We start from the raw sequence: 22,400 nt of genomic DNA on the forward strand, positions 1-22,400 counted from the left end.
TTCTTACATATTAATTTGAACAGAAAATTGTGGCTCCTTACGGTTCTATTGTTTTTTTACTTAAATCATTCCTATACCCAGGAAAGTCAAGCTGCCGGACAGGATATAGAATATCATTTTGATAAGGCAAGGGAATTGGGCAACAAGAATAACATTGAACCTGCCCTTGAGGAATTGAATACTGCAATGGAGATTGCCTTTAAGAACAATGATCAAAAGGCCCTGATAGATACCTACCATAAATTCGCCATTTTATATTTACGACTTCAAAAGGATGAAAGCGCGGAATATTATGCGGACAGGTCCAAATCACTTTTAAAGGATATTTCTTATCCCTATGGTGAAGCTACACATAAATACATAGATGCCATTATTTCCTATAGGGACGGTAAAAATTTCTTGGCCATCTCTATGCTCAACGAAGCAAAACAGATCAACAACGACAGAAATTTACTGAACAATATTCTTTTTGTAGAAGGGATTATTTTCTTAAATCTGGAAAAATACGAAAGTGCCACAAAAAATTTCAATGCCCTGGCCGTAAATACGGACATTTACGAAAAGGACTATCTGGCCGCCAAAGCCCACATTAAATTGGCGGAGATCAACAACAGGACAGAAAATTACGAGGAGAGCATTAAAAATGCGCAGAGTGCCTTAAAATTGGCAAAGGCCAACAACTTCTATTTGGAAGTACTGGAGGCCAATAGACTTCTTACAGAGACCAATGAAAAACTTGGGCTTTTTGAATCTGCACTGGCCTATAACAGGAACATACTGAACATTAAGGACTCTATTTTTACCATTGAAAAAAGTTTAGCGGAGACCAAAACGGCAGATAACATCCAAACCAAGTTTATGAAGGATGAGATTGGCCGTCAGGAAGCCAAGATAGAAGAACTTAACCAATCCAAAAATAGAACGGAAATAACGGCAATTTTAACTGCCGCCTTTTTAATAGTAATTTCCATACTGGCCATTTCGTTATACAGAAATAACCAGATAAAGTTAAAGACAAACGACCTGTTACATACCAAAAACAATGAATTACAGGCCGCAAGGGATGCTGCGGTAATGGCCATGGAGGCCAAAACCAATTTCCTTTCCACGGTAAGCCACGAATTGCGAACACCACTATATGCGGTCACTGGCCTAACACATTTATTACTGGAGGAGAACCCCAGTGAAAATCAAAAAGAACATCTAAAATCGTTAAAGTTTTCTGGTGACTATTTATTGAATTTCATTAATGACATTCTTCAGATCAACAAAATTGATGCTGATAAGCTGGAAGCCCTACAAATAGATTTCAATCTTAAAAAGATACTTTCAGAAGTAATCAATTCCCTGCACCAAAGTGCCAAGGCCAACAAAACAAAAATTGTACTGGAATTTGATGAGGATATTCCGTCGCATCTTTTGGGCGACCCCCTTAAACTTTCACAAATTTTTATAAACCTTATCGGTAATGGAATAAAATTCACCAAGGGAGGTCAAGTTACGGTTATCGCCAAGCTTGCCAAAAAAGTGGAAGAGAATCTAACCATTTATTTTGAAGTAAAGGATAATGGTATTGGGATTGATAAGGAAAGACAGCTTACCATTTTTGACAGCTTTGAACAGGGATCTATCCAAATTAACAGGGAATATGGAGGTACCGGATTGGGATTGACCATTGTAAAGAGTTTGTTGGGCCTATTTGGTAGTAAAATTGGACTTAAGAGTGAAATAGGCAAAGGGAGTTCCTTTTTCTTTGAATTGGACCTAAAAAGCAAGGATGATCTTATTGATGATATCCCGTTTGAAATTACCGAGGTGGAATACGATTTTACAGGTCTACATATATTGGTCGTGGAGGATAACAAAATCAACCAAGTGATTACCAAGAAAATGCTTAACAAAAAGGAAATCACCTGTGATATTGCCAATAACGGTCTGGAAGCAGTGGCCATGGTCAGAAAAACAGATTATGACTGTATCCTCATGGATATCCATATGCCCGGAATTAGTGGTGAAGAGGCTACCATAGAAATCAGAAAGTTCAACAGATTGGTACCCATCATAGCCCTTACCGCAATTTCCCTGGATGACAGTTTGGAAAGTTTTTATGCGGCCGGTTGCAACGACGTGGTTACAAAACCATTTAAACCTGAGGTATTCTATCAAAAAATAGGAGAGAACATCTTTGATGTGAAAAAAAAAATTGAAGCCTAAGGAGTAGTAGTGCTTTCGTCCAACAAATTCAATAATACTTCCTCTCCCCCATTCATGAATTTGTGCCTTACCCCTATATAATAAAAATTTTCACCTCTACCCTCCATTCTTACATAATCCTTTTCGGTAGTAAGTACTATCTCCCTGTTATTGAACAAGGCGATTTCCTTCTCCGTAAAAAAATGGTGGTCAGCGTAGGCCAAATGTTCAAACACAATTCCTTGAGCCTCAAGAAAGCTTACCAACTGCTGCGGATTGGCTATCCCCGTAACCAGGGTCACTTTTTTATTTTTAAGCTCGGCCAAGTCCATTTCCCCTAAATTACCTTTTAATTTAGTTTCATATTCCAAAAAGCTAAAAATCACTTTCTGACTTGGACCAGGAATCAATTTTTTCCGTATTCTTTGTTGCTCGGCTACACTCAAATTTGATGGACACTTGGTAACCACAATAATATTGGCCCGCCTTGCTTCCCGTTTGCTATCCCTTAAATTACCGGTAGGCAAATACCAATCGTCTACATATAAACTGTCGTAAGAAGTCAGTAACACATATTGATCGCATCTTACTTTTCTATGCTGAAACGCATCATCCAACAATATAACATCTGGCCCAATGGTTTCTTCCAATATGGAAATACCATGTTGCCTGTCCGCATCCACAGCGACAAAGGCATTCGGGAATTTTTTATAAATCTGATAGGGTTCATCCCCAAGCTCCTCTACGTCTATTCCAGGTTTGGCCAGCACATAGCCTTTGGATTTTCGACCATACCCCCTGCTCAATACCGCAATTTTACCATGTTTTTTTACATGGCTAACCAAAAACTCAATCATTGGGGTTTTACCAGTACCCCCAACACTGAGATTCCCCACGCAAATGGTTTTGGTATCAAAGGATTTGAAGCTAAACAATCCTTTGTCATAGAAATAATTGCGCAGATATACCACTAGGGCGTATATCAATGAAATGGGAAAGCCTAATTTTCTTAATAGCTGCATTAGAACGAAAATATAATATTTTATCTTTGGAAGACCATAAATTTTAAAAATGATCATAAACCAAGTTATAGATATCCTAGAGGAATTGGCGCCGCTGAATTATGCCGAAGATTTTGACAATGTTGGACTTTTGGTAGGCAATGCCAATAATGAGGTAAACGGTATCCTGGTAACTCTGGATACTCTGGAAAATGTGGTAGAGGAAGCTATAGCAAAAAAATGCAATCTTATAGTTAGTTTCCATCCTATTATTTTTGGAGGATTAAAGAAAATAACCGGCTCCAATTACGTGCAAAGGGTGGTAATAAAGGCCATAAAACACGATATAGCCATATACAGTATGCACACTGCCCTGGACAATAGCAATAAGGGGGTCAATGCCAAAATCTGTGAGGTCTTGGGGCTGCAAAACACAAGCATTCTAATCCCTCAGAAGGGCACCATTAGAAAATTGACCACCTATGTCCCAAAAGAGAATGCCGATGCCCTTAAAACCGCTCTATTCCATGCCGGAGCAGGTAATATTGGCAATTATAGCAATTGCAGTTTTACGGTGGATGGCACTGGGAGCTACCAAGCCAAGGCGGGAGCCAATCCCTATTTGGGAAAAATTGGGGAAACACATTATGAGGACGAATCACAGATAAGCGTTACCTATGGCAGGGCAAATGAACAAAAAATTTTGAAGGCCCTTTTTGGTAACCATCCCTATGAAGAGGTTGCCTACGAGATACAAACTTTGGAAAATAAAAACCAAAATATTGGTATGGGTATGGTAGGAAATCTGGAAAAATCCATGGGGGAAGAGGAATTTTTTGAATTTTTGAAGGTAAAAATGAATGTTTCCTCCATAAGACACTCAGATTTTCTAGAAAAAAAAATAAAGAATGTTGCGCTTTTGGGAGGGAGCGGTTCCTTTGCCATATCGGCCGCAATAGCCGCGAATGCTGATGTTTTTGTAACATCGGATTTAAAATACCATCAATTCTATGAAGCGGAAGGCAAAATACTTTTGGCAGATATTGGGCACTATGAAACAGAGCAGTTTACAAAAAATCTCTTAGTTGATTATCTTACGAAAAAAATTCCTAATTTTGCAGTCTCTTTATCGGAGAGCAAAACAAATCCCATCAAGTATTTTTAAATATGGCAACAAAGACAGAAACAACAGTAGAAGAAAAGTTAAGAGCACTATATGATTTGCAATTAATTGATTCTAGAGTTGATGAGATAAGAAATGTTAGAGGAGAACTTCCTCTAGAAGTAGAAGATTTGGAAGACGAGGTACTTGGCCTTAAAACAAGAATGGATAAGCTTAAAACCGATGTTGAAACCATTAACTACGAAATAAGCGCCAAGAAAAATCTTATTGATGAAGCCAAAGTCTTGATCAAAAAATATGCGGAGCAACAAAAGAACGTCCGTAATAGTAGGGAATTTAATTCTTTGACCAAGGAAGTTGAATTTCAAGAACTTGAGATTCAGTTGGCAGAAAAGAATATTAAGGAATTCAAGGCCCAAATAGAGCAGAAAAAAGAAGTCATAGCCGCTACCAAAGAACGATTGACCGAAAGGGAATCCCATCTTAAGCACAAGAAAAGTGAATTGAACGCTATTTTGGCCGAAACGGAAAAGGAAGAAAAGGCACTTTTGAAAAAATCGGAAGAATACCAATCCCAAATTGAAGAGCGTTTGGTAAAGGCTTACAACAGAATCCGAAACAATGTAAAAAACGGTTTGGCGGTAGTTCCAATTGAAAGAGGTGCTTCAGGTGGATCTTTCTTTACCATACCACCACAAGTACAGGTGGAGATTGCTTCACGCAAAAAAATCATTAGCGACGAACACAGTGGAAGAATTTTGGTAGACCCAGTTTTAGCCGAGGAGGAACAAGAAAAAATGCAAAAGCTTTTTTCTAAATTATAGAAAAAGCCACCCATAAAAAATAAAGGCCATCTTTTTAAGATGGCCTTTATTTTTTCTATACTTCGTATTTTTCTTTTCCGCTCAACAAGCTTAGGATCTTTTGGTCTACTTCCTCACTGTCCCAAATCTCATTAATATTGGGGATTTGCATTATTTCCTTCATTATTTCTTCCTGTGCATCCCCATTGGCCAAGGCTTCTACATAGGGCTTATTGGAAAAGGTAACCCGCGAATAGGCAGGAATCCATTTGTCTGGATATTTTTTGGCAAAACGCTTTTCGATTTTTTTCTGCAATATAAAATTGGGGTCGGCCGTCATACTGCTCATTTCCACAAAATTCCGGTAACTAAGTTCCGCAATGGCATCTGCATTGGGCTTACGCTCTGTTTGATAGGTGCTAAAAATTTGCTCCCAATCGTCCCCATACTTGGCAATGATTTTATTAAGGGCATATATATCCTCAAAGCCAGCATTCATTCCCTGTCCATAAAATGGTACAATGGCATGGGCGGAATCGCCTACCAAAGCCACCTTATCCCAGTAGGTCCAAGGGTAGCATTTAATGGTCACCAAAGCACTGGTAGGGTTGTTGAAAAAATCTGTAGTAAGGTCTTCAATTACCGGGGTAACATCCGGAAAATAGGTATTAAAAAAGTGTTTGGCTTCTGCCTTGGTGTTTATCTTCTCAAAAGATACTTCCCCTTCAAAGGGCAGAAAGAGCGTACAGGTTAAACTACCGTCCATATTGGGCATGGCTATAAACATGAACTTCCCCCTGGGCCAAATATGAAAGGAATGTTTGTCCAGCTTATGGGTACCATCCTCATTGGCCGGTATAGTGAGCTCCTTATAGCCAACATCTATAAACTCCTGAACGTAATTAAACCTACTTCTACGTTGCATTTTGTGCCTAACTCGGGAAAAGGCCCCATCACAGCCAAAAACTATGTCGTATAAATATTCTTTCCACTTCCCTTTCTCGGTAGCGCCGGTATATATTTTTCCTTCGGGAAGGTTTACATCCCACACCTTTTCCTCAAACCGAAAAACAACCCCTGCATCTTCGGCCAGATCTATCATTCTACGATTCAATATTCCTCGGGAAATGGACCAAATAGCCTCTCCTTCCTTACCATATTTTTGGTAATATTCCGGTTTCCCTGCGACATGAATGGCACGTTTGTCCAAAGGAATGGCGATTTTCTTTACCTCATCCTCAATACCTACCTCCCTCAAGGCCGTCCACCCCCTATTGCTCATCGCCAAATTAATGGATCGTCCGGAAAACTCTACATTTCGGATATCGGGTCTCCGATCGTAAACCGTTATCTGGTGGCCCAACTTCCGAAGGTAAATTGCCAATAGGGATCCTACCAATCCTGAACCTATAATAGCAATTTTTTTAGGAGTTTGTATCATACTAGTTTTAATAGGGAAAAGTAAATGTTAAAGTAATAAATGTAATAAAATAAAGTAACTTGTATAAAAAAGGGCAATAACATCACAAAATGCCCACAATGCCTACATTTGGACACTGCGATTAATAAACTTTTATCAAAAAAAATATCGCAATTCTAAATATTTTTCTTTCCTGAACATCCAAACACCAAATTCATTCCGTATATATAACACATACCGCTTAGGCGTCCATATATAAAAAAGTCCTTCACATTAAGATTGTGAAGGACTTTTCCTTTTGTATAAGATGCAAATTATTAGCTAAAATAAACAAGCTGGGACCGGATTATTCCAGAATTCCGTCTACAATACCATAGGCGATGGACTCCTCTGCATTCATCCAATAATCCCTATCGAAATCCTTCATAACCTTCTCAAAATCCTGACCACAGTTTTCCGCCAGTATTTTGGCACTTAGCTCACGGGTCTTTATGATTTCTTTGGCCTGTATCTCTATATTTGAAGCCTGCCCCCTGGCGCCACCACTTGGCTGATGTATCATCACTTGGGCATGTGGCTGAATAAAACGTCTTCCCTTGGCCCCTACCGATAATAAAATGGACCCCATAGAAGCTGCCAAACCAGAGCAAATGGTAGATACCGGACTCTTTAATGATTTAATGGTATCGTACATGGCAAAACCAGAGGTAACATAACCTCCAGGACTATTTATGTACAATTGAATTTCTTTGTTGTTTTGCATATCCAAATACAACAAACGATCGATTACGTGCTTGGCGGTATCATCATCTACCATTCCCCATAGAAAAACTTTTCTTTCGCCCAGCAATTTTTCGTCTATTGCCTCTTGTATCTTTCCTTTTTTTGAACTCATTTTTTGATTTCTTATTAAGTTTCAAAAATAATGAATTTATTGGGAATTATGGCAGCTAAATTATTTGATAGCCCATTCCATTTTATTAGTGCAAAACAAGAACCCTGATAATTGTTGATAATTAATCTTAAGGATCCAATGATCACTTAGTAAGGAAGCGTCAAAGTTGGCCAAACAAAACCACGATATCGCTTATTTTGAGTTAAGCCTAGAATGTATTAAGGCAACATTAAGGATTTTGCCAAAAACCTATTATCTTTGATAAAAACCAAACATGAAAAAACTAGTACTAGCCGTTTTTAGCTTCACACTCATTTTAAGTAGTTGCAAAACGGATAAAAAATCGGAAGTGACCGCTCCAAAAATGGAACTTTCCATTTTGGACAAGGTAGCCAATGCACATGGTTTCAATCAATTCCGAAATGTAAAGGAAATTGCTTTTACATTTAATGTGGATAGAGCCGACAGCCATTCCGAGCGCAGCTGGGTGTGGAATACCATTACCAACGACATTACCTCCATCAACAAAGGAGATACCATTTCCTACAACCGCACTTCAATGGACAGTGTGGCCACAAAATTGAACGGGGCATTTATTAATGACAAATATTGGTTTCTGGCGCCATTTAATCTCGCCTGGGACAAAAACAATATCACCTACGACCATAAAAGTGACGTGCCGGCGCCTATCAGCAAAAACCCAATGCAAAAACTCACCATTGTTTATGGAAACGAAGGAGGCTACACTCCGGGCGATGCCTATGATTTCTATTTCGGCAACGACTATATGATAAAGGAATGGGTATTTAGAAGATCCAATCAGCCAGAGCCTTCCCTAGTCACCACCTGGGAAAATTATACAGATATCAACGGATTAAAAATTGCAGAAATGCACCAAAATGAGGACGGTAGTTTTAAGCTGTATTTTACCAACATTAAGGTCACTTCAAAAAACCCATAAGAATTATTTTGTAATTACCGCTTTTTCCTATGCAGCCTTAAAGTGGCAGCAAGCACCAAAATAGTGCAGCCCAAAAGAATTACAAAGGTATACTTGAGGGAATAACTCTCGGCTACGAATCCCAGCACTACCGGACCAATTAAAAAACCGGAATAGCCCGTGCCGGCTATAAAGGACACACCTTGGGAAGAATCCACACCCTTGACCGTCCCCCCTATCCTAAAGAGCTCCGGAACAATTACCGAGAAGCCAAGTCCAATCAGCGCAAATCCAACAATAGCCATATAGGTATAGGCGCTAAGGACAAAGACGAAACCTACAATGGCAATAGATGCACCCAAGGCCACTATTTTAATAGGACCTATGGCGGCACTAATGCTATCTCCCAAAAATCTCCCCAGGGTCATCATCACGGAAAATGCCAAAAAACCGGTACCTATTAGTGTTTCGGGGGCCATACTTATTTCCTGCAAAAACAACCCACTCCAATCCACGATGGCCCCTTCACCCCCCATTACCACAAAGGAAATAATTCCCAGGACCAAGAGCGGTTTAAACAGTTTTAGACTAAAAGGCTCCTTTTCAACAGGGGCCGCTACAATATGGCTATAATTTTTATGGAATATAAAATTTACTACAAGTACCAAAATTACAGCATAGAGCATGTGTAAGGCCGGATTATTGATCGTAAATATCAGAAAACTGCCCAGACCGGCAATTACCCCACCCAAGCTAAAAAAGCCATGGGAAGCCGACATAAAATTTTGCCTATCTTCCTTTTCAATTTCCGTAACCAGGGTATTCATGGCAATATCGGTAAAGCCATTTCCGGCCCCCAATAAAAAAAGTCCCGCCATTAAAAAATAATAATTGGGCGCCAACAAAGGGAACAAAGCCGCTACACTACTGAAAATTATTCCGTACCATGTAGCCTTACCTACCCCTAGCTTATTGATAATTTTGGCAGCAACGGGGAAGACTATAAATACGCCCAATGACAGGAAAAATAGCGCTATGCCAAGATCGGCCTTATTGATACCCAATTTCTCCTTCACCGAAGGGATATAAATGGCCCAAGTACCGAACAAAATATTAATACTGGCAAATACCCACGAAGGCGCAAAATATCTAGGATTGGAAAGAATAAGACGAAGTGACTTCATAAAGGATTTGGCAGTTACAGGGCTTTTAGGTTTGAGGCCGGAAATTTAGTAATTAAAAAGAAAAAATAGTAGGAATGGTATAGGGTAAACCTAGCCCTTCGCCAAGATTCCGGATTTAAGAATTTGACCAAAGTTGTACATATCGGCAAAGGAACAATAAAAAGGTGCAGGTGCCAGACGAATTACGTTGGGTTCGCGCCAATCTGTGATAACGCCATTTTCCATTAGATAGTTGAACAATTCCTTCCCCTGCCCGTGCAAAAACACGGAAAGTTGACAGCCCCTGTCCTTTGGGGTAATAATTTCAAAAGACCCATCGGTCTCCTTATCTATCTCTTGGAGAATAAATTCCAAATAGGCCACAATAAGTTTCCTTTTGGAAATCAGGGTCTCCATGCCCATTTCATCGAACATTTCCAAGGAGGCCAGATAAGGTGCTAGGGAAAGTACTGGAGGATTGCTTACCTGCCATGCATCGGCATTTTCCATAGGTTCAAACTCTGGTTTCATTAAAAACCTGGTTTCCTTCTTTGTCCCCCACCAGCCCTCAAATCTAGGAATCTCGTTGTTATTAAGATATTTCTCGTGTACAAAAATCCCGGAAGCGTTCCCAGGACCACTGTTCATATATTTATAACTGCACCAGGCGGCAAAATCAACCCCCCAATCGTGCAGATTTAAGCCTACATTGCCCACTGCATGGGCCAAATCCCATCCTACGAATGCTCCCTGTGCCTTGGCCGCCTTGGTTATGGCCTCCATATTAAAGACCTGACCATTGTAATAATTAACGCCACCTATAAGCACAAGTGCCAACTCTTCCCCTACTTCATTAATTTTATCCAATACATCCTGGGTATGCCAAAAATTTTCACCCGGTCTTTTCTTAACCTCTACTATGGCGGTATCAGGATCAAAACCGTGAAATTCAACCTGACTGTTCAACATATATTGATCTGAAGGAAATGCCTTTTCCTCACAAATAATTTTAAATCTCTTTTGGGTCGGCCTGTAAAAAGAGACCATAAGCATGTGAAGGTTTACCGTTAAGGTATTCATTACAGAAACCTCCGGGGTCTTGGCACCCACCACTTTTGCCAAAGGGGCTGCCAACCGCTCATGATAATCCCACCAAGGCTTCTCCGCATGGAAATGGCCTTCCACGGCCAAGTCCTTCCAATCCTTCATTATATCGTCTACAAACTTTTGTGTGCGTTTTGGCTGTAATCCTAAGGAATTTCCTGTAAAATAAATAACATCCTTGCCCTTTACCTTTGGAAAATGGAATTCGTTACGGTATTTCCTAAGAGGATCAATCGCGTCCAATTGTTGGGCAAACACTAACGAATTTTTAAATTCCATATCCTAAATTTTATTCAAAAATACAATTTACGGCCCTAAGTGGTATATGGCCCTCTAAATTTGATCAATCAATACGTACCCTCATTTCCAAAATATGCTTTTCAAAGCCCACTTTCTCATAGGCCCTAATAGCAGGTGCATTGTCATTGTAAACCGTAAGCCTAACCTCATGGATACCCTTAGATTTGGACCAGAGCATCAAAGCATCCACAATTGCCTTATTAACTCCCTTGCCACGATGATCCGTATCGGTATACATAAACCCTAAATAGGTGTATTTTTTATGGTCCAAATAAGGTTTTGCGTCACGTATTAGAGCATAGCCGGAACCTACGATCTTAGAATCGAGCTCTGCCACCATCACCTCCGCCTCGTCTGACAATATGAGTTGCCTTAAGTCGTAATAACTGATCGGATCTTTATCCAGGGTTTCATCAAAAGGTCTTTCTGCGCGAATAATTTCCTGTTCAAAAGTCAATAGAATATTTATATCGTCCAATGTTGCCGTTCTTACGGTATATTGTTGCATGATCATTATATTTGAAGGCTTAAATATACAAAGTAATCCTCATGCATTTTTTATCTTCCATACTGGAACAATATATTGCCGACCATTCACAATCGGAACCCGAATTACTCCAAAGGCTGACACGCGAGACCCATTTAAAAGTTATTCAACCAAGGATGATTACCGGGCATTTTCAGGGTAGGGTATTGAGTCTTTTATCCAAGATAATAGCTCCGAAAAATATTTTGGAAATAGGCACCTACACCGGCTACTCCGCCATATGCCTTGCCGAAGGCCTACAAAAGAAGGGCACATTGCACACGATTGATATAAATGAAGAACTCCATGCCATGCAACGAAGGTATTTCGACGAAAGTGGTTATGGTTCCCAAATTATACAGCATACAGGCGATGCCCTAGAGATAATACCACAGCTAGACCTAGTTTTTGATATGGTTTTTATTGATGCCGAAAAGGTAAGTTACGACCACTACTACGAGGCCGCCTTAAAAAAATGTCGCCCTGGAAGTGTAATACTATCGGATAATGTGCTTTGGTCCGGGAAGGTTGTAGAGCCTTTGGACCCCAAGGACAAGGCTACCAAAATTTTGATCGATTACAATAAAAAATTGAGGGACGATCCCAGGGTAGAAACGGTATTGTTGCCCATTAGGGACGGACTCACCTTAAGTAGGGTGTTGTAAGGGTTGCCACCTCCCCCTAACCCTCCCGCTCAAAAGGCGGGACAGGCTCTCCCTAGGAGGGGGAAATAGGTTTGAAACCACAAAAAAGCAGCACAAGCAATGAGGTGGAATGCTACCTTGAGCAGCACATTCACGTCGAGTTGCAAATTATTTTCCCTCCCCTTGGGGGAGGGCCAGGGAGGGGACAAAACACTTTACTTTGCCCTTCCAACTTTATGGTACATTCGGTAGAAAAAAATAGCGAAGAGAATCCCTACCAAGGCACCTACGATCAAATCCAATGGGTAATGTACTCCAACATAAATGCGACTTAAAGCAAACAAGAGCGGCCAAATAAAGAAGAGCCAGGACCATTTCCATTTATCCCTTAGAAATAGGAAAACACTGGTAGTAATACTAAAGGAACTGGAAGCATGGCCCGAAAAAAAACTATAGCCGGTGGGACTTTTAAGAATCCGGATCAAGGTATTGATTTCCTCTGTATTACTTGGACGAAGACGTGCCACCAATTCCTTGGTGATTCCTGTAAGTGCTGCTACGACGACCAAGGTAAGCAGTATGGTACCCAGAACCCAAAACGCTTCTTTTTTAGGGTATGCCCTAAAAACTAGAACTAAAAACAAAATAAATAAGGGAATCCAAGTAGAGAAATTAGTTATGGTAGACCAAAAGACATCATGGTTTTCGATGCCCAAACTGTTCAGATAGATAAAGGTATCCTTGTCCCACTGCAACAGTTGGTCCAACATATTACTTTCTTTTGACAACGCCGGTTACCTCATCAACGTTCTGCTTCACTTTATTGATTTCGTTCTTTATGTCGTCCGTAAAGCTGGTATCTATACCCTGCTTCTCGGCACTTTTTTGAATTTCTTTCTTTATATCCTCCGTGGCATCCTTCAGTTGTCGCATGCCCTTCCCCAATCCCTTGGCTATGCCAGGAATTTTGTCGGCGCCAAAAACCATTACCACGATAAACATGATAAAAAAGATTTCCCCCCCGCTAATAAATAGAATTATCGTACTTAACATAACACAAATATAATGAGAAGTTTGACAGCTGCATAAAAAATATGGTTAACTTTTTTTAGGTAGCCAGAACCCTTTAAAACAAAGCTGGAACAAGTATTCAATACATTCATAACAAACCCTATACCATTTAAATCCCTTATAAACAGCTAATGGATTTGATCAGGTCATTGGAAGAAATGAGTACAAAAGAAAAACCCCGACGCCTTTATTGCCGTTCAGCAATCCGGAATCGGGGCTTTAATTAAATTTAATCAGCAGCATTAAATATGATGCTGATTCTATATATGGTCAAACGAAACCTAATTAAATTATTTCCCTTTTATATTCTCTTTAAAAAGTTCGAAGTCGGATTTCACCTCTTTGGCAGGCCATGAATTATTGGTGGTATCTATATCGGCAGTCTCTGCCTTTGGATCTACCACAATTCCTACCAATTCCTTACCGGAAGCAATAACCCTTTTTACTTCCTGATCATTTTTCCTCCATATTTCCGGTGGGTAGGTAATATTTTCCTTGGAACCATCGGCATAGGTATATTCTACGATCAAAGGCATAGGAATGCCTCCTGGTTTATTAAAAGTAATCTCATAAAAATATTTAGGCTCCTCAATGGCATTTCTCTCAGCCGCCGACAGATTGTCCATCATAAACTCTTTTAATGTCTTGGAATTTTCCGATGGCGCCTTTCCCTTTAATTTGGCATCTGCATCTTCCGAGTCCTCCTCCTCCAAATAAACCAAGGGAGGCAGATCCTCTTCCTTAATATTCCTTGCCGCCATTATTTCCCTCATTTGTTTGGAAGGCTTATCGGAAACATAATATTTCTTGACACCCTTTACCCCTATATCCACATAATCCGTAGTATAGAACCAACTTCTCCAAAACCAATCCAAATCAACCGCCGAAGCATCTTCCATGGTCCTAAAGAAATCCTCTGGGGAAGGATGTTTAAACATCCATCGTTGTGCATAGGTCTTAAAGGCATGATCAAAAAGTTCCCTTCCCATTACGGTTTCCCTAAGTATATTTAACGCAGTTGCCGGTTTTGCATAGGCATTGTTCCCCAATTGATATACATTCTCCGGATTGGACATAATAGGTGCTATGGTACTTTGATCCCCGGACATATAGGGTATTATCTTGGAAGGCTCACCTCTTCCTGATGGATATTTACTATTAGGGGCAATAGCTTCAGGGTAAGCTACCCCAAATTCCTGCTCTGCCATATATTGCATAAAGGTGTCCAAACCTTCATCCATCCAACCCCACTGGCGTTCATCCGAATTAACGATCATAGGGAAAAAATTATGCCCTACTTCATGTATAATTACAGAGATCATCCCGTATTTAACCCTATCGGAATAGGTACCGTCTTCATTGGGCCTTCCGTAGTTCCAGCAGATCATAGGGTATTCCATGCCTTGATTTTTGGCGTGGACCGATATGGCCTTGGGATAGGGATAATCAAAAGTATGGGCGGAATAGGAACGCAAGGTATGGGCCACCGCCTTGGTGGAATACTCCTCCCATAACGGATTGCCTTCCTTTGGATACATGGAAATGGCCATTACATCCTTATTGCCTATTTTCACCGCCTGCATATCGTAAATAAATTTACGGGAGGTAGCAAAACCAAAGTCCCTAACATTTTCTGCCTTTAGCTTCCAAGTTTTCTTCTTGTCCGAAAATCCTTTTTCTGCGGCTTCGGCTTCGGCCTGACTTACAATGATCACCGGTTTGTCATAGGATTTTTTAGCCTTTTCATACCTACTTATCATTTCCTTGGAGAATACTTCCTTCATATTCTGAAGCTCTCCGGTACCATCCAAAATATGATCGGCCGGTACGGTAATATTCACCTCGTAATTACCAAAAGGAAGGGCAAATTCCCCACTTCCCCAGAACTGATGGTTCTGCCAGCCTTCTATATCGCTATAGACTGCCATTCTCGGGAAAAATTGGGCAATTACATAAGCCCTATTCCCGTCCTTTGGAAAATACTCATATCCAGAACGCGCCCTATTTACGGTATGGTCCGGAATATTGTACCACCATTTTATAGAGAAGGAAACCTGCCCCTTGCTTTTTAAAACCTCGGGGAGATCTATCCGCATCATGGTCTGGTTTATAGTATAGGGCAAGGCCTTTCCATTGGCATCCCTTACATATTCTATATTGAATCCACCGTCGAAAGGCTCCGTCATATATTTTTGGGCAAACTTTTCCACGGGCTCCGCCACAGGCACCCCCTCACCATCTCGTAAGGGCGATTTGGAAGTTTTGGAACGTACGTTCTGATCCAGTTGCAGCCATAAAAATGAAAGGTCATCTGGCGAATTGTTGGTATAGGTTATGGTTTCCGAACCATATATCTTGGCATTTTTATCATCGAGCTCAATATCCATTTTATAATCTGCCTGCTGCTGATAATAATCCGGACCCGGTGCCCCTGAGGCCGACCTATAGGTGTTTGGGGTAGCAAACTCTTCATAAAGCTGCTTAAATTTATTCTGATTAATGTGTCCGGGCTCCCGTTCGGTCCTTACTTCTTCCTGGGCAACAGCAAGTGCCGCTATCAGGAACAATAGCGAAGCAAAAACATGTTTCATTCTACTCATATTTGAAATTGATTTTTTTAGCGCGGGAATTTAACAATTATATAATAGATTGTTATTATCTAGTTTAAGTTTAACATAGCTTTATTATTCTCCCGGATAAGAACAAAGCTCTTTTTTTGGTTTCCGAGTTTAAAGTGGACCACATTTTTCTGTTCCTCAAAAATATCCATCAACACCTCGTTCTGCACGCCAATGGATGTGGAAGCGCTAATATCGATTTTCGGAACTTCCAGATAACAGATCATAATATCGTTATCATATTCTTTTCCCAAAAAATTAAAGTCCACCTGCTTACCGTTAATTTCAACAATAAACTTCGTGCTCAAATATTTTTCCACATAGGTATCTGCCATGGCAGACTCCTCCTTTGTGGCCAAATTGCCTTTGATTCCATATCGCTCCTGCAACACCTTATCAAAGTCATCTATAAATACCCTGGTCGTAATCTGCAGTGCCCTGTCCTTATCGGAGTATTCCACACTGGTTACACTAATGTAAAATTTATGGGCCACCGTGAATGCCAACAGCGGCAGCAATAAAATTAAAAGTGTCTTCTTTATTGATTGCATGATTTTCTTTCTCCGTCAAAAATAAGCAATGACTGTGCCATTTGTGCGACTATTAATGTGAAATTATAGATGTTAGATATTGGATGCTAGATTTTAGAATTGAGATAATAGATGCTAGACGCTAAATGCTAGTATTAGAATTTAAACCATTGTATTCATTTGGTGGCTGAGCCTGCCCGTTCCGTTCAGGCGGGCGTAGCCGAAGCCAGCTTTCACCGCTTACTTAAAACTGTTTACTGACTACCGTTCACACTCCATCAAAAGTTCTCGATACAAAATGCCTGCCGGCATTTCACTCGAACTGACGCTCGAACGGACACAGCAGTCACTTCGACATGAGCCTTTTTTTTTCAGGGCGATTGAGAAGTCGCACATATTTGGTTATAGCCACTTGTGTGATTTAGCTCATGACGTTTCTATTTTACAGATATTCGTGAACCTTCGGTTTCTCACTTCCTTTTGAAATAACTTGTTTGGGCACGAGCGTGACGCTCGCGCCAGCGAGGGGAATAATTTCCCTTTTAACTTTAAACATTCAACCTTAAACCTTCAACTGTCACTGTTTACTGATAACTGTTTACTGTTTATTGCCAACTGTTCACCGTTCACTGTTTATTGTTTATTGTTTATTGCTAATTGATAATTGCAATTCACTCCAACCCGTTATTCTTCCTGTAAATCACACTTTTTTGTTTAACAAACTCCCAAATGGCGAATAGGTCCTGACTATCTACAACGGCATTGAAATTGGTATCTACCTCACAGAAATACAAAAAATCGTCTATTTTCTCCAAGGGAATTTTAAGTTGTAGCACAAAAAGGCTATCGGCAAATTGCGTACGCAATTGTTGGGATTTATTGTACTTAATATCCCGTGCAACGCGTTTCTTCAACATTTTGGTGCGACCGGTTATGGCATTGATCATCGGATTGAAGGGGATACTGGTCAACATACCAATGCTGAAGGGACCCATAGACGCTTCCCTTAACAATCTTTCACTCTGCATCAAGGGCTTTACATGGGCATTGGGCAACCCCAGACTGGTGGCGGAAATGACCGTTCCCACATCCATATTTTTCATATCCCTGCCCAGTTCCCCGGTTAGGTTGTAGGGCATCACGATAACCTCATCCAAGGCTATATTGGATTCTTCCAAAGGAACGGATAAAAACTTACTCTCCAGGATACTGGTATTCACCACTATTTCCTTGCGCTTGTATTGTACAGCAGAAAAAACCAAAGTATCGCCTAGGCTTACCGCAATGGAAAAAAATCCGTTGATATCCGTAATGGCGGCTTTTTTTGTAGTCGTATTAAGTACGTGGGTGGCAGCCACATCCCCATCATCACTGTACACTTTTCCTTCCAAAATCTTGGAAAAATCCTGTGCCATTAGCGCTTGTGCAAATACACTGTAAAAGATAAAAACCAAATATATTGGGACAATACGCACTACGTTCTGTTTATTGTGGTTTAACTGCCCTGTTCAAGGCTAGAAGGCTTAATATTTAAGACTTGATACTTGGGGCTTGTTAGACAATGGATATTAGATGTTAGACACTAAACTTTCAACATTCAACTTTCAACATTGAACTTTCACCTGTTCACTGGCTACCAACTTCGATTTCGACTCCGCCTGCCTGCCGACAGGCAGGCTCAATCTCCGTTCTCTTAATTCAGTGACTACACGTAGCCGAAGCCACAATACCAGACACTAGATGTTAGACACTAAACTTTGAACATTCAACTTTCAACATTCAACTAATTACTGTTTACTGTTCACTGACCACTGATTACTGCCCACTGGCAACCACCAACTACTTCTCCGCTTCCAATCCCTCCAAATAGGTCTTGCTATGGGTGACCAGGAAATCTATAAGCTGAAATTCATTGCGCTTTTGCAACAAGGACCTTTCAGGCAATTGGGTGTCGCAATACAGTAAAAAGTCGTCTATTTTGTCTTGGGGAAGCTTAAGATCCAACACAAAAAATTCATCATCATATACCTGACGCAAAACCTCGCTTACCTTTAAAGGCTCCCGCTCAACATCGGTATCACTGCCTTTGGTAGCCAACATAAGTGCTTTAAAAATATTGACGAAATTAAGTCCGTCCTTCATACCCTTGTCGGCATTGGACATGGCAATGTTTTCCACCTCCGTTAAACGGTCTGTTTCATAATCGTATTCCCTGTCCAGGAATTCCTTGTTCTGGGCCTGGAGAAATTTTTCCTGATTTTCCGGTGTTACCACCACCTCGTCCAGTTCGGTCACTTTTTCGGTAACCTCAACTACCAATCTGTTATTTTGTAAAATTTCATCGGTAATATCCACCACCTTCAACTGGTAATTAATGGCCGTAAAAACCAATTGGTCCCCAGCTTTTACCATAATCCCGAATTCCCCTTTATCATTAGTAATCGTAGCCCTTTCGGTAGTAACATTAATAACATTCTCATTGGGAACGTTCACATTTCTATAAAGTACCTGTCCCCTTAAATATTGGCGATCATCATCCTGTGAATAGGACATTGCAACACATAAGAAGAAAAGTAGGAAGAGTATTTTATTTTGCATTTTTTTATTTAAAATTAGATAAATTAAGCGTCAAATATCCTATTTTTCTCAAAGAAATAAACTTAAGTGCTGCTTTTATCCCAATATGGGATAAAGAAAATGCAAGTTGGGTTCATAAAAAAGTCAGGGACCTTTAAACTTTTGTTAATTTGTATCTTGCCTATCCGTACCCAAAGAATAGAACACATGAAAAAAATAGTATTGGCCAGTACCTCTACCCTATTCGGACAAGAGTATTTGGAATATTTGTTGGAAGAATTACAGTCGTTTTTTAAAGGCAGTTCCACCATTACCTTTATCCCTTATGCCAGGCCTGGCGGCATATCCCATGATGCCTATACTGCCTTGGCGGCCACGGCCTTTTCCAAAATAAATAAAAAGGTGGTAGGACTCCATAGCTTTACGGATCCCTTAGAAGGCCTTGCCCAAGCGGAAGGCATTTTTACAGGCGGGGGAAACACGTTTCTCCTGGTACAGCAATTGCACCAATTGCAGCTTATAAATCCTTTGAAGGCAAAAATAGAGTCGGGCACCCCATATCTAGGAACCAGCGCCGGTAGCAATATTGCCGGCCCTAGCATGAAGACCACCAATGATATGCCCATAGTATACCCACCCAGTTTTGATACTTTGGGAGTGGTAAATTTTAATCTCAACCCCCATTATATGGATCCGGACCCCAATAGCCAACATAAAGGCGAAACTAGGGAGACTAGGATCCGTGAATTTCATATCTTTAATACTACCCCCGTTATTGGCCTACGTGAAGGCAACTATATTTTGGTGAACGGAGACCATAAAATTCTTAAGGGCGAGGGTAAGGCGCGCATCTTTGAGGCTGGAAAAAAACCTTATGAAAGTAAGAATATCCCCTTTTAACGAAGATTGATTTCAGTTCACCTAGTAGTAACGTATTTTACCCGATAAAACTGTGAATATCTTACGATAATTTTACTTTTGATAGCCCTTGTTTTAAAAGTATCAGCCCCCTAATTTTAAGGGAGTATGGATTTAAGTACAAATCCATCGGCTGTTGGTACAAAAAACATTGAACCTTGAACATAAATACAATAGGAGAACACTAAAAAAATTGAAAATGAAATATATCCACTTCTTTTTTTGCCTGCTATTGGGGATGGCCGTGCAGGCCCAGATAAAGATCGGGGACAACCCACAAAATATAGACCCTAGTTCGGTACTGGAGCTGGAAAGCAGTTCCAGGGTATTGGTCATTACCCGTGTAAACACGGCACAAATGAATGCCATTACACCAGCTGCAGGCGCTATGGTGTACAATACGGACGTACAATGTATCCATTACTATACAGGTACGGAGTGGAAAGACATCTGTGATGCCGTGGCCGGTTCCATTACCTTTACTTCGGAAGACGGTACCGTTGTTATCACTTCCACCGGTGGCAATAATTATGACCTTAAGGTGGGACAGATCACCGGAATGAACATTGTTAACGAAACCGTTTTTGGTGCCGATATTGCAACGGCCACCATTGGGGAGCGGCAACTGGCCCCCAACTCGGTAGGTGCGTCAGAGTTACAGGACAATACCGTAGGAAAGGACGAAATACAGGAGGCCGCCGTAGGCACCCTGGAAATTATTGATGGCACCATTCAGCCAAGCGACATGCAGCCCGGCGCCTTCGATCAGCTATTAACGACCGATGCTGGCGGCAATGTGGTATGGCTTAATAAAAACGAACTCGGTGCTACCCAGGCGGACCAGACCACCATTACTGGAGCCGGTACGGCAACAGATCCCATTAAGGTAGCCGATACGGTGATCGGGGATATTTTGGCGAATGCGAATGACATTACCGCAAATAACACCTTGATCAATAATCATATTGCGGCCGATGGAGATTTGGACGATCAGAATGAATTTCAGGACTTGGAGGATGTCCTAACTCGTGGTAATAGTGCCAATGGCGCTGTTATTTCCAACTTAGCGGATCCCCTAGCAGCCCAAGATGCGGCTACTAGGAATTATGTGGACCAATTGGCAGGAGCGGCTAGCGCTTTAAACGATGGCAATATTTTTGTGGGCAGCATAGGCAATGTGGCTACGGGAGTGGCTATGAGCGGAGATGCCACCATAAATAATGCGGGGGTAGTGACCATTGGCGATCTTAGAATTACTTCACCAAAAATAGCCCTTAATGCGGTGGGGCAACCTCATCTTGCCGACAATGCAGTTATATCCTCAAAAATATTGAACGGCAACGTTACCCCTATTAAAATTCAACCGGGAGCCGCTAATCAGATCATGACCACAAATACGCTTGGTGTGGTGACCTGGCAGCCTATTTCTGCGGTAGGTGGCAACCAGGATTTAGCAAGTGTCCTAGGTTTTGGTACCAGCGCAGGAAACAACCAAATAAACGATTTAGCAAACCCTACCGATCCTCAGGATGCGGCCACTAGAGCTTATGTTGACGCTCAGGTGGGCGGTTCTGCTCAAACTATAGTAAGTGCAAATGCCCCAAATTCTATAACCGCTGGGACGGATGGCGGCGCATATTATAATGATTTAGACTCCGACCCATTGAACGAAATAGAACTACCAGCGGGGGGCAACGCAGGACAGGTGCTATCCACCGACGGATCTGGTGTTTATACTTGGATTGATGACAATGGCGGTACCGATACGGATAATCAACAATTGACACTGGAAGCAGGTAATCTTCTTACACTAGAAAATGACGCTACGCCAATCGATTTAACAGCCTTTTTGGATAATACGGACAATCAACAATTGACTTTGGAGGCTGGAAATCTGTTAACATTGGAAAATGATGCTACACCAATCGATTTAACGGTCTTTTTGGATAATACGGATGCACAAAACGCCACTGCTGTCCCAGTAGCAGCAACGCCAGCTAATTATGCGACAGGTGCTCCAAATGTAGAGGCACATTTAGCAGGTATAGATTTGGCAATTGGTGCCGTAGGAGGTAATCAAGACTTGACTAGTGTGCTTGGAAATGGCAATAGCGCGGGCAACCTTCAAATCACAGATCTGGTAGACCCAACATTAAACCAAGACGCAGCTACAAAAAAATATGTGGATGATAGTGTTGTTGCTGCAGGTGGAGGTGTTCCGACAGATGAATTAAATTTTACCTTTGAAGTTAATGCCGGTAATCTAGAAATTACTGATAACGGAGGCACTTTACAGGTGCCGCTTACGGATATCGATACCGACACCAATACCACCAATTCCAGTTTAACACAGAACGGCACGGATTTGATTTTGACGGATAGCGACGGGGCGACCGTAACTATTCCTTTGACGGACATCAACTCTGATACAAACACTACCAACATAAGCCTTTCGGTGGATGCTACGAACCTGATCCTTACAGATAGTGATGCCAATACCGTGACAGTGCCTTTGGCAAGTGTCGCAGATGGGAATACAACGAACACAAGCCTTTCGGTGGATGCGACCAACCT

Annotated in this window: 19 protein-coding genes; 7 read left to right on the plus strand and 12 right to left on the minus strand. The window is 41.1% G+C overall.

What is annotated here, in order from left to right; genetic code table 11:
• The first annotated feature begins 15 nt into the window (after window positions 1–15).
• On the plus strand, window positions 16–2,214 hold the full coding sequence (locus BUA60_RS16010) for a response regulator (RefSeq protein WP_245802566.1): 2,199 nt from the start codon (window positions 16–18) through the stop codon (window positions 2,212–2,214).
• Here BUA60_RS16010 and lpxK read toward each other — a convergent pair.
• Window positions 2,211–3,215, minus strand: a complete 1,005-nt coding sequence (gene lpxK, locus BUA60_RS16015; protein WP_072863741.1) for a tetraacyldisaccharide 4'-kinase — start codon at window positions 3,213–3,215, stop codon at window positions 2,211–2,213. The two genes, BUA60_RS16010 and lpxK, sit on opposite strands and share 4 nt — an antisense overlap.
• Before the next feature lie 49 nt (window positions 3,216–3,264).
• Between lpxK and BUA60_RS16020 the strand changes: the two genes are divergently transcribed.
• Together BUA60_RS16020 and BUA60_RS16025 are read left to right on the plus strand one after the other, a co-directional pair.
• Window positions 3,265–4,359 carry a Nif3-like dinuclear metal center hexameric protein gene (locus BUA60_RS16020; protein ID WP_072863425.1) on the plus strand — a complete coding sequence of 365 codons (1,095 nt, stop codon included), beginning with the start codon at window positions 3,265–3,267 and terminating at the stop codon, window positions 4,357–4,359.
• Between the two features lie 2 nt (window positions 4,360–4,361).
• Entirely contained in the window at window positions 4,362–5,141 is a 780-nt protein-coding gene (locus BUA60_RS16025) for a zinc ribbon domain-containing protein (protein WP_072863427.1), read from the plus strand.
• Window positions 5,142–5,196: 55 nt separating this feature from the next.
• Here the strand turns inward: BUA60_RS16025 and BUA60_RS16030 are convergent, their stop codons facing one another.
• Both BUA60_RS16030 and BUA60_RS16035 read right to left on the minus strand, forming a co-directional pair.
• The gene (locus BUA60_RS16030) at window positions 5,197–6,561 is read right to left on the minus strand and encodes an FAD-dependent oxidoreductase (RefSeq protein ID WP_072863428.1); all 1,365 of its coding nucleotides are present in this window, start codon (window positions 6,559–6,561) and stop codon (window positions 5,197–5,199) included.
• 325 nt (window positions 6,562–6,886) lie between these two features.
• On the minus strand, window positions 6,887–7,435 hold the full coding sequence (locus BUA60_RS16035) for a ClpP family protease (RefSeq protein ID WP_072863430.1): 549 nt from the start codon (window positions 7,433–7,435) through the stop codon (window positions 6,887–6,889).
• Between the two features lie 274 nt (window positions 7,436–7,709).
• On the opposite strand from BUA60_RS16035, the gene BUA60_RS16040 reads away from it, so the two are divergent.
• The gene (locus tag BUA60_RS16040; protein WP_072863432.1) at window positions 7,710–8,396 is read left to right on the plus strand and encodes a hypothetical protein; all 687 of its coding nucleotides are present in this window, start codon (window positions 7,710–7,712) and stop codon (window positions 8,394–8,396) included.
• Between the two features lie 14 nt (window positions 8,397–8,410).
• Here the strand turns inward: BUA60_RS16040 and BUA60_RS16045 are convergent, their stop codons facing one another.
• From BUA60_RS16045 to BUA60_RS16055, 3 genes are all read right to left on the minus strand, one after another.
• A complete protein-coding gene (locus BUA60_RS16045; protein ID WP_072863434.1) occupies window positions 8,411–9,559 on the minus strand; it encodes an MFS transporter in 1,149 nt (382 codons plus the stop codon).
• A 90-nt stretch (window positions 9,560–9,649) separates the two neighbouring features.
• Window positions 9,650–10,921, minus strand: a complete 1,272-nt coding sequence (kynU, locus tag BUA60_RS16050; protein WP_072863436.1) for a kynureninase — start codon at window positions 10,919–10,921, stop codon at window positions 9,650–9,652.
• 64 nt (window positions 10,922–10,985) lie between these two features.
• Window positions 10,986–11,450 (minus strand): GNAT family N-acetyltransferase, encoded by a 465-nt coding sequence (locus BUA60_RS16055; protein ID WP_072863438.1) that lies wholly within the window; start codon window positions 11,448–11,450, stop codon window positions 10,986–10,988.
• 41 nt (window positions 11,451–11,491) lie between these two features.
• Between BUA60_RS16055 and BUA60_RS16060 the strand changes: the two genes are divergently transcribed.
• Entirely contained in the window at window positions 11,492–12,133 is a 642-nt protein-coding gene (locus BUA60_RS16060; RefSeq protein WP_072863440.1) for an O-methyltransferase, read from the plus strand.
• A gap of 194 nt (window positions 12,134–12,327) precedes the next feature.
• Here the strand turns inward: BUA60_RS16060 and BUA60_RS16065 are convergent, their stop codons facing one another.
• From BUA60_RS16065 to BUA60_RS16090, 6 genes are all read right to left on the minus strand, one after another.
• Entirely contained in the window at window positions 12,328–12,882 is a 555-nt protein-coding gene (locus tag BUA60_RS16065) for a phosphatase PAP2 family protein (RefSeq protein ID WP_072863442.1), read from the minus strand.
• A 1-nt stretch (window position 12,883) separates the two neighbouring features.
• The gene (locus BUA60_RS16070) at window positions 12,884–13,165 is read right to left on the minus strand and encodes a Sec-independent protein translocase subunit TatA/TatB (RefSeq protein ID WP_072863443.1); all 282 of its coding nucleotides are present in this window, start codon (window positions 13,163–13,165) and stop codon (window positions 12,884–12,886) included.
• A 308-nt stretch (window positions 13,166–13,473) separates the two neighbouring features.
• The gene (locus BUA60_RS16075; protein WP_072863445.1) at window positions 13,474–15,783 is read right to left on the minus strand and encodes a M1 family metallopeptidase; all 2,310 of its coding nucleotides are present in this window, start codon (window positions 15,781–15,783) and stop codon (window positions 13,474–13,476) included.
• A gap of 59 nt (window positions 15,784–15,842) precedes the next feature.
• Entirely contained in the window at window positions 15,843–16,352 is a 510-nt protein-coding gene (locus BUA60_RS16080; RefSeq protein WP_072863447.1) for a DUF6702 family protein, read from the minus strand.
• Window positions 16,353–17,002: 650 nt separating this feature from the next.
• A complete protein-coding gene (locus BUA60_RS16085; protein ID WP_072863449.1) occupies window positions 17,003–17,746 on the minus strand; it encodes a carboxypeptidase-like regulatory domain-containing protein in 744 nt (247 codons plus the stop codon).
• A 424-nt stretch (window positions 17,747–18,170) separates the two neighbouring features.
• Window positions 18,171–18,929, minus strand: coding sequence for a carboxypeptidase-like regulatory domain-containing protein (locus BUA60_RS16090; RefSeq protein ID WP_072863451.1), 759 nt, complete (start codon window positions 18,927–18,929; stop codon window positions 18,171–18,173).
• 186 nt (window positions 18,930–19,115) lie between these two features.
• Here BUA60_RS16090 and pepE point away from each other — a divergent pair, with 186 nt between their 5' ends.
• On the plus strand, window positions 19,116–19,808 hold the full coding sequence (gene pepE, locus BUA60_RS16095; RefSeq protein ID WP_072863742.1) for a dipeptidase PepE: 693 nt from the start codon (window positions 19,116–19,118) through the stop codon (window positions 19,806–19,808).
• 217 nt (window positions 19,809–20,025) lie between these two features.
• Window positions 20,026–22,400 (plus strand): beta strand repeat-containing protein (locus BUA60_RS16100; RefSeq protein ID WP_178347014.1); only part of this gene is annotated, 2,375 nt, incomplete at its 3' end.

The organism is Arenibacter palladensis (assembly GCF_900129275.1).
In the GTDB taxonomy this organism is placed as follows: Bacteria; Bacteroidota; Bacteroidia; order Flavobacteriales; family Flavobacteriaceae; genus Arenibacter; species Arenibacter palladensis.

Bases quoted from the DNA above. Each gene is read 5' to 3' on its own strand.
- BUA60_RS16080 (WP_072863447.1), bottom strand. From the start codon at position 16,352: ATGCAATCAATAAAGAAGACACTTTTAATTTTATTGCTGCCGCTGTTG.
- BUA60_RS16060 (WP_072863440.1), top strand. From the start codon at position 11,492: ATGCATTTTTTATCTTCCATACTGGAACAATATATTGCCGACCATTCA.
- BUA60_RS16090 (WP_072863451.1), bottom strand. From the start codon at position 18,929: ATGCAAAATAAAATACTCTTCCTACTTTTCTTCTTATGTGTTGCAATG.
- BUA60_RS16035 (WP_072863430.1), bottom strand. From the start codon at position 7,435: ATGAGTTCAAAAAAAGGAAAGATACAAGAGGCAATAGACGAAAAATTG.
- BUA60_RS16070 (WP_072863443.1), bottom strand. From the start codon at position 13,165: ATGTTAAGTACGATAATTCTATTTATTAGCGGGGGGGAAATCTTTTTT.
- BUA60_RS16055 (WP_072863438.1), bottom strand. From the start codon at position 11,450: ATGCAACAATATACCGTAAGAACGGCAACATTGGACGATATAAATATT.
- kynU (WP_072863436.1), bottom strand. From the start codon at position 10,921: ATGGAATTTAAAAATTCGTTAGTGTTTGCCCAACAATTGGACGCGATT.
- BUA60_RS16075 (WP_072863445.1), bottom strand. From the start codon at position 15,783: ATGAGTAGAATGAAACATGTTTTTGCTTCGCTATTGTTCCTGATAGCG.
- BUA60_RS16040 (WP_072863432.1), top strand. From the start codon at position 7,710: ATGAAAAAACTAGTACTAGCCGTTTTTAGCTTCACACTCATTTTAAGT.
- BUA60_RS16020 (WP_072863425.1), top strand. From the start codon at position 3,265: ATGATCATAAACCAAGTTATAGATATCCTAGAGGAATTGGCGCCGCTG.
- pepE (WP_072863742.1), top strand. From the start codon at position 19,116: ATGAAAAAAATAGTATTGGCCAGTACCTCTACCCTATTCGGACAAGAG.
- lpxK (WP_072863741.1), bottom strand. From the start codon at position 3,215: ATGCAGCTATTAAGAAAATTAGGCTTTCCCATTTCATTGATATACGCC.
- BUA60_RS16065 (WP_072863442.1), bottom strand. From the start codon at position 12,882: ATGTTGGACCAACTGTTGCAGTGGGACAAGGATACCTTTATCTATCTG.
- BUA60_RS16025 (WP_072863427.1), top strand. From the start codon at position 4,362: ATGGCAACAAAGACAGAAACAACAGTAGAAGAAAAGTTAAGAGCACTA.
- BUA60_RS16085 (WP_072863449.1), bottom strand. From the start codon at position 17,746: ATGGCACAGGATTTTTCCAAGATTTTGGAAGGAAAAGTGTACAGTGAT.
- BUA60_RS16045 (WP_072863434.1), bottom strand. From the start codon at position 9,559: ATGAAGTCACTTCGTCTTATTCTTTCCAATCCTAGATATTTTGCGCCT.
- BUA60_RS16030 (WP_072863428.1), bottom strand. From the start codon at position 6,561: ATGATACAAACTCCTAAAAAAATTGCTATTATAGGTTCAGGATTGGTA.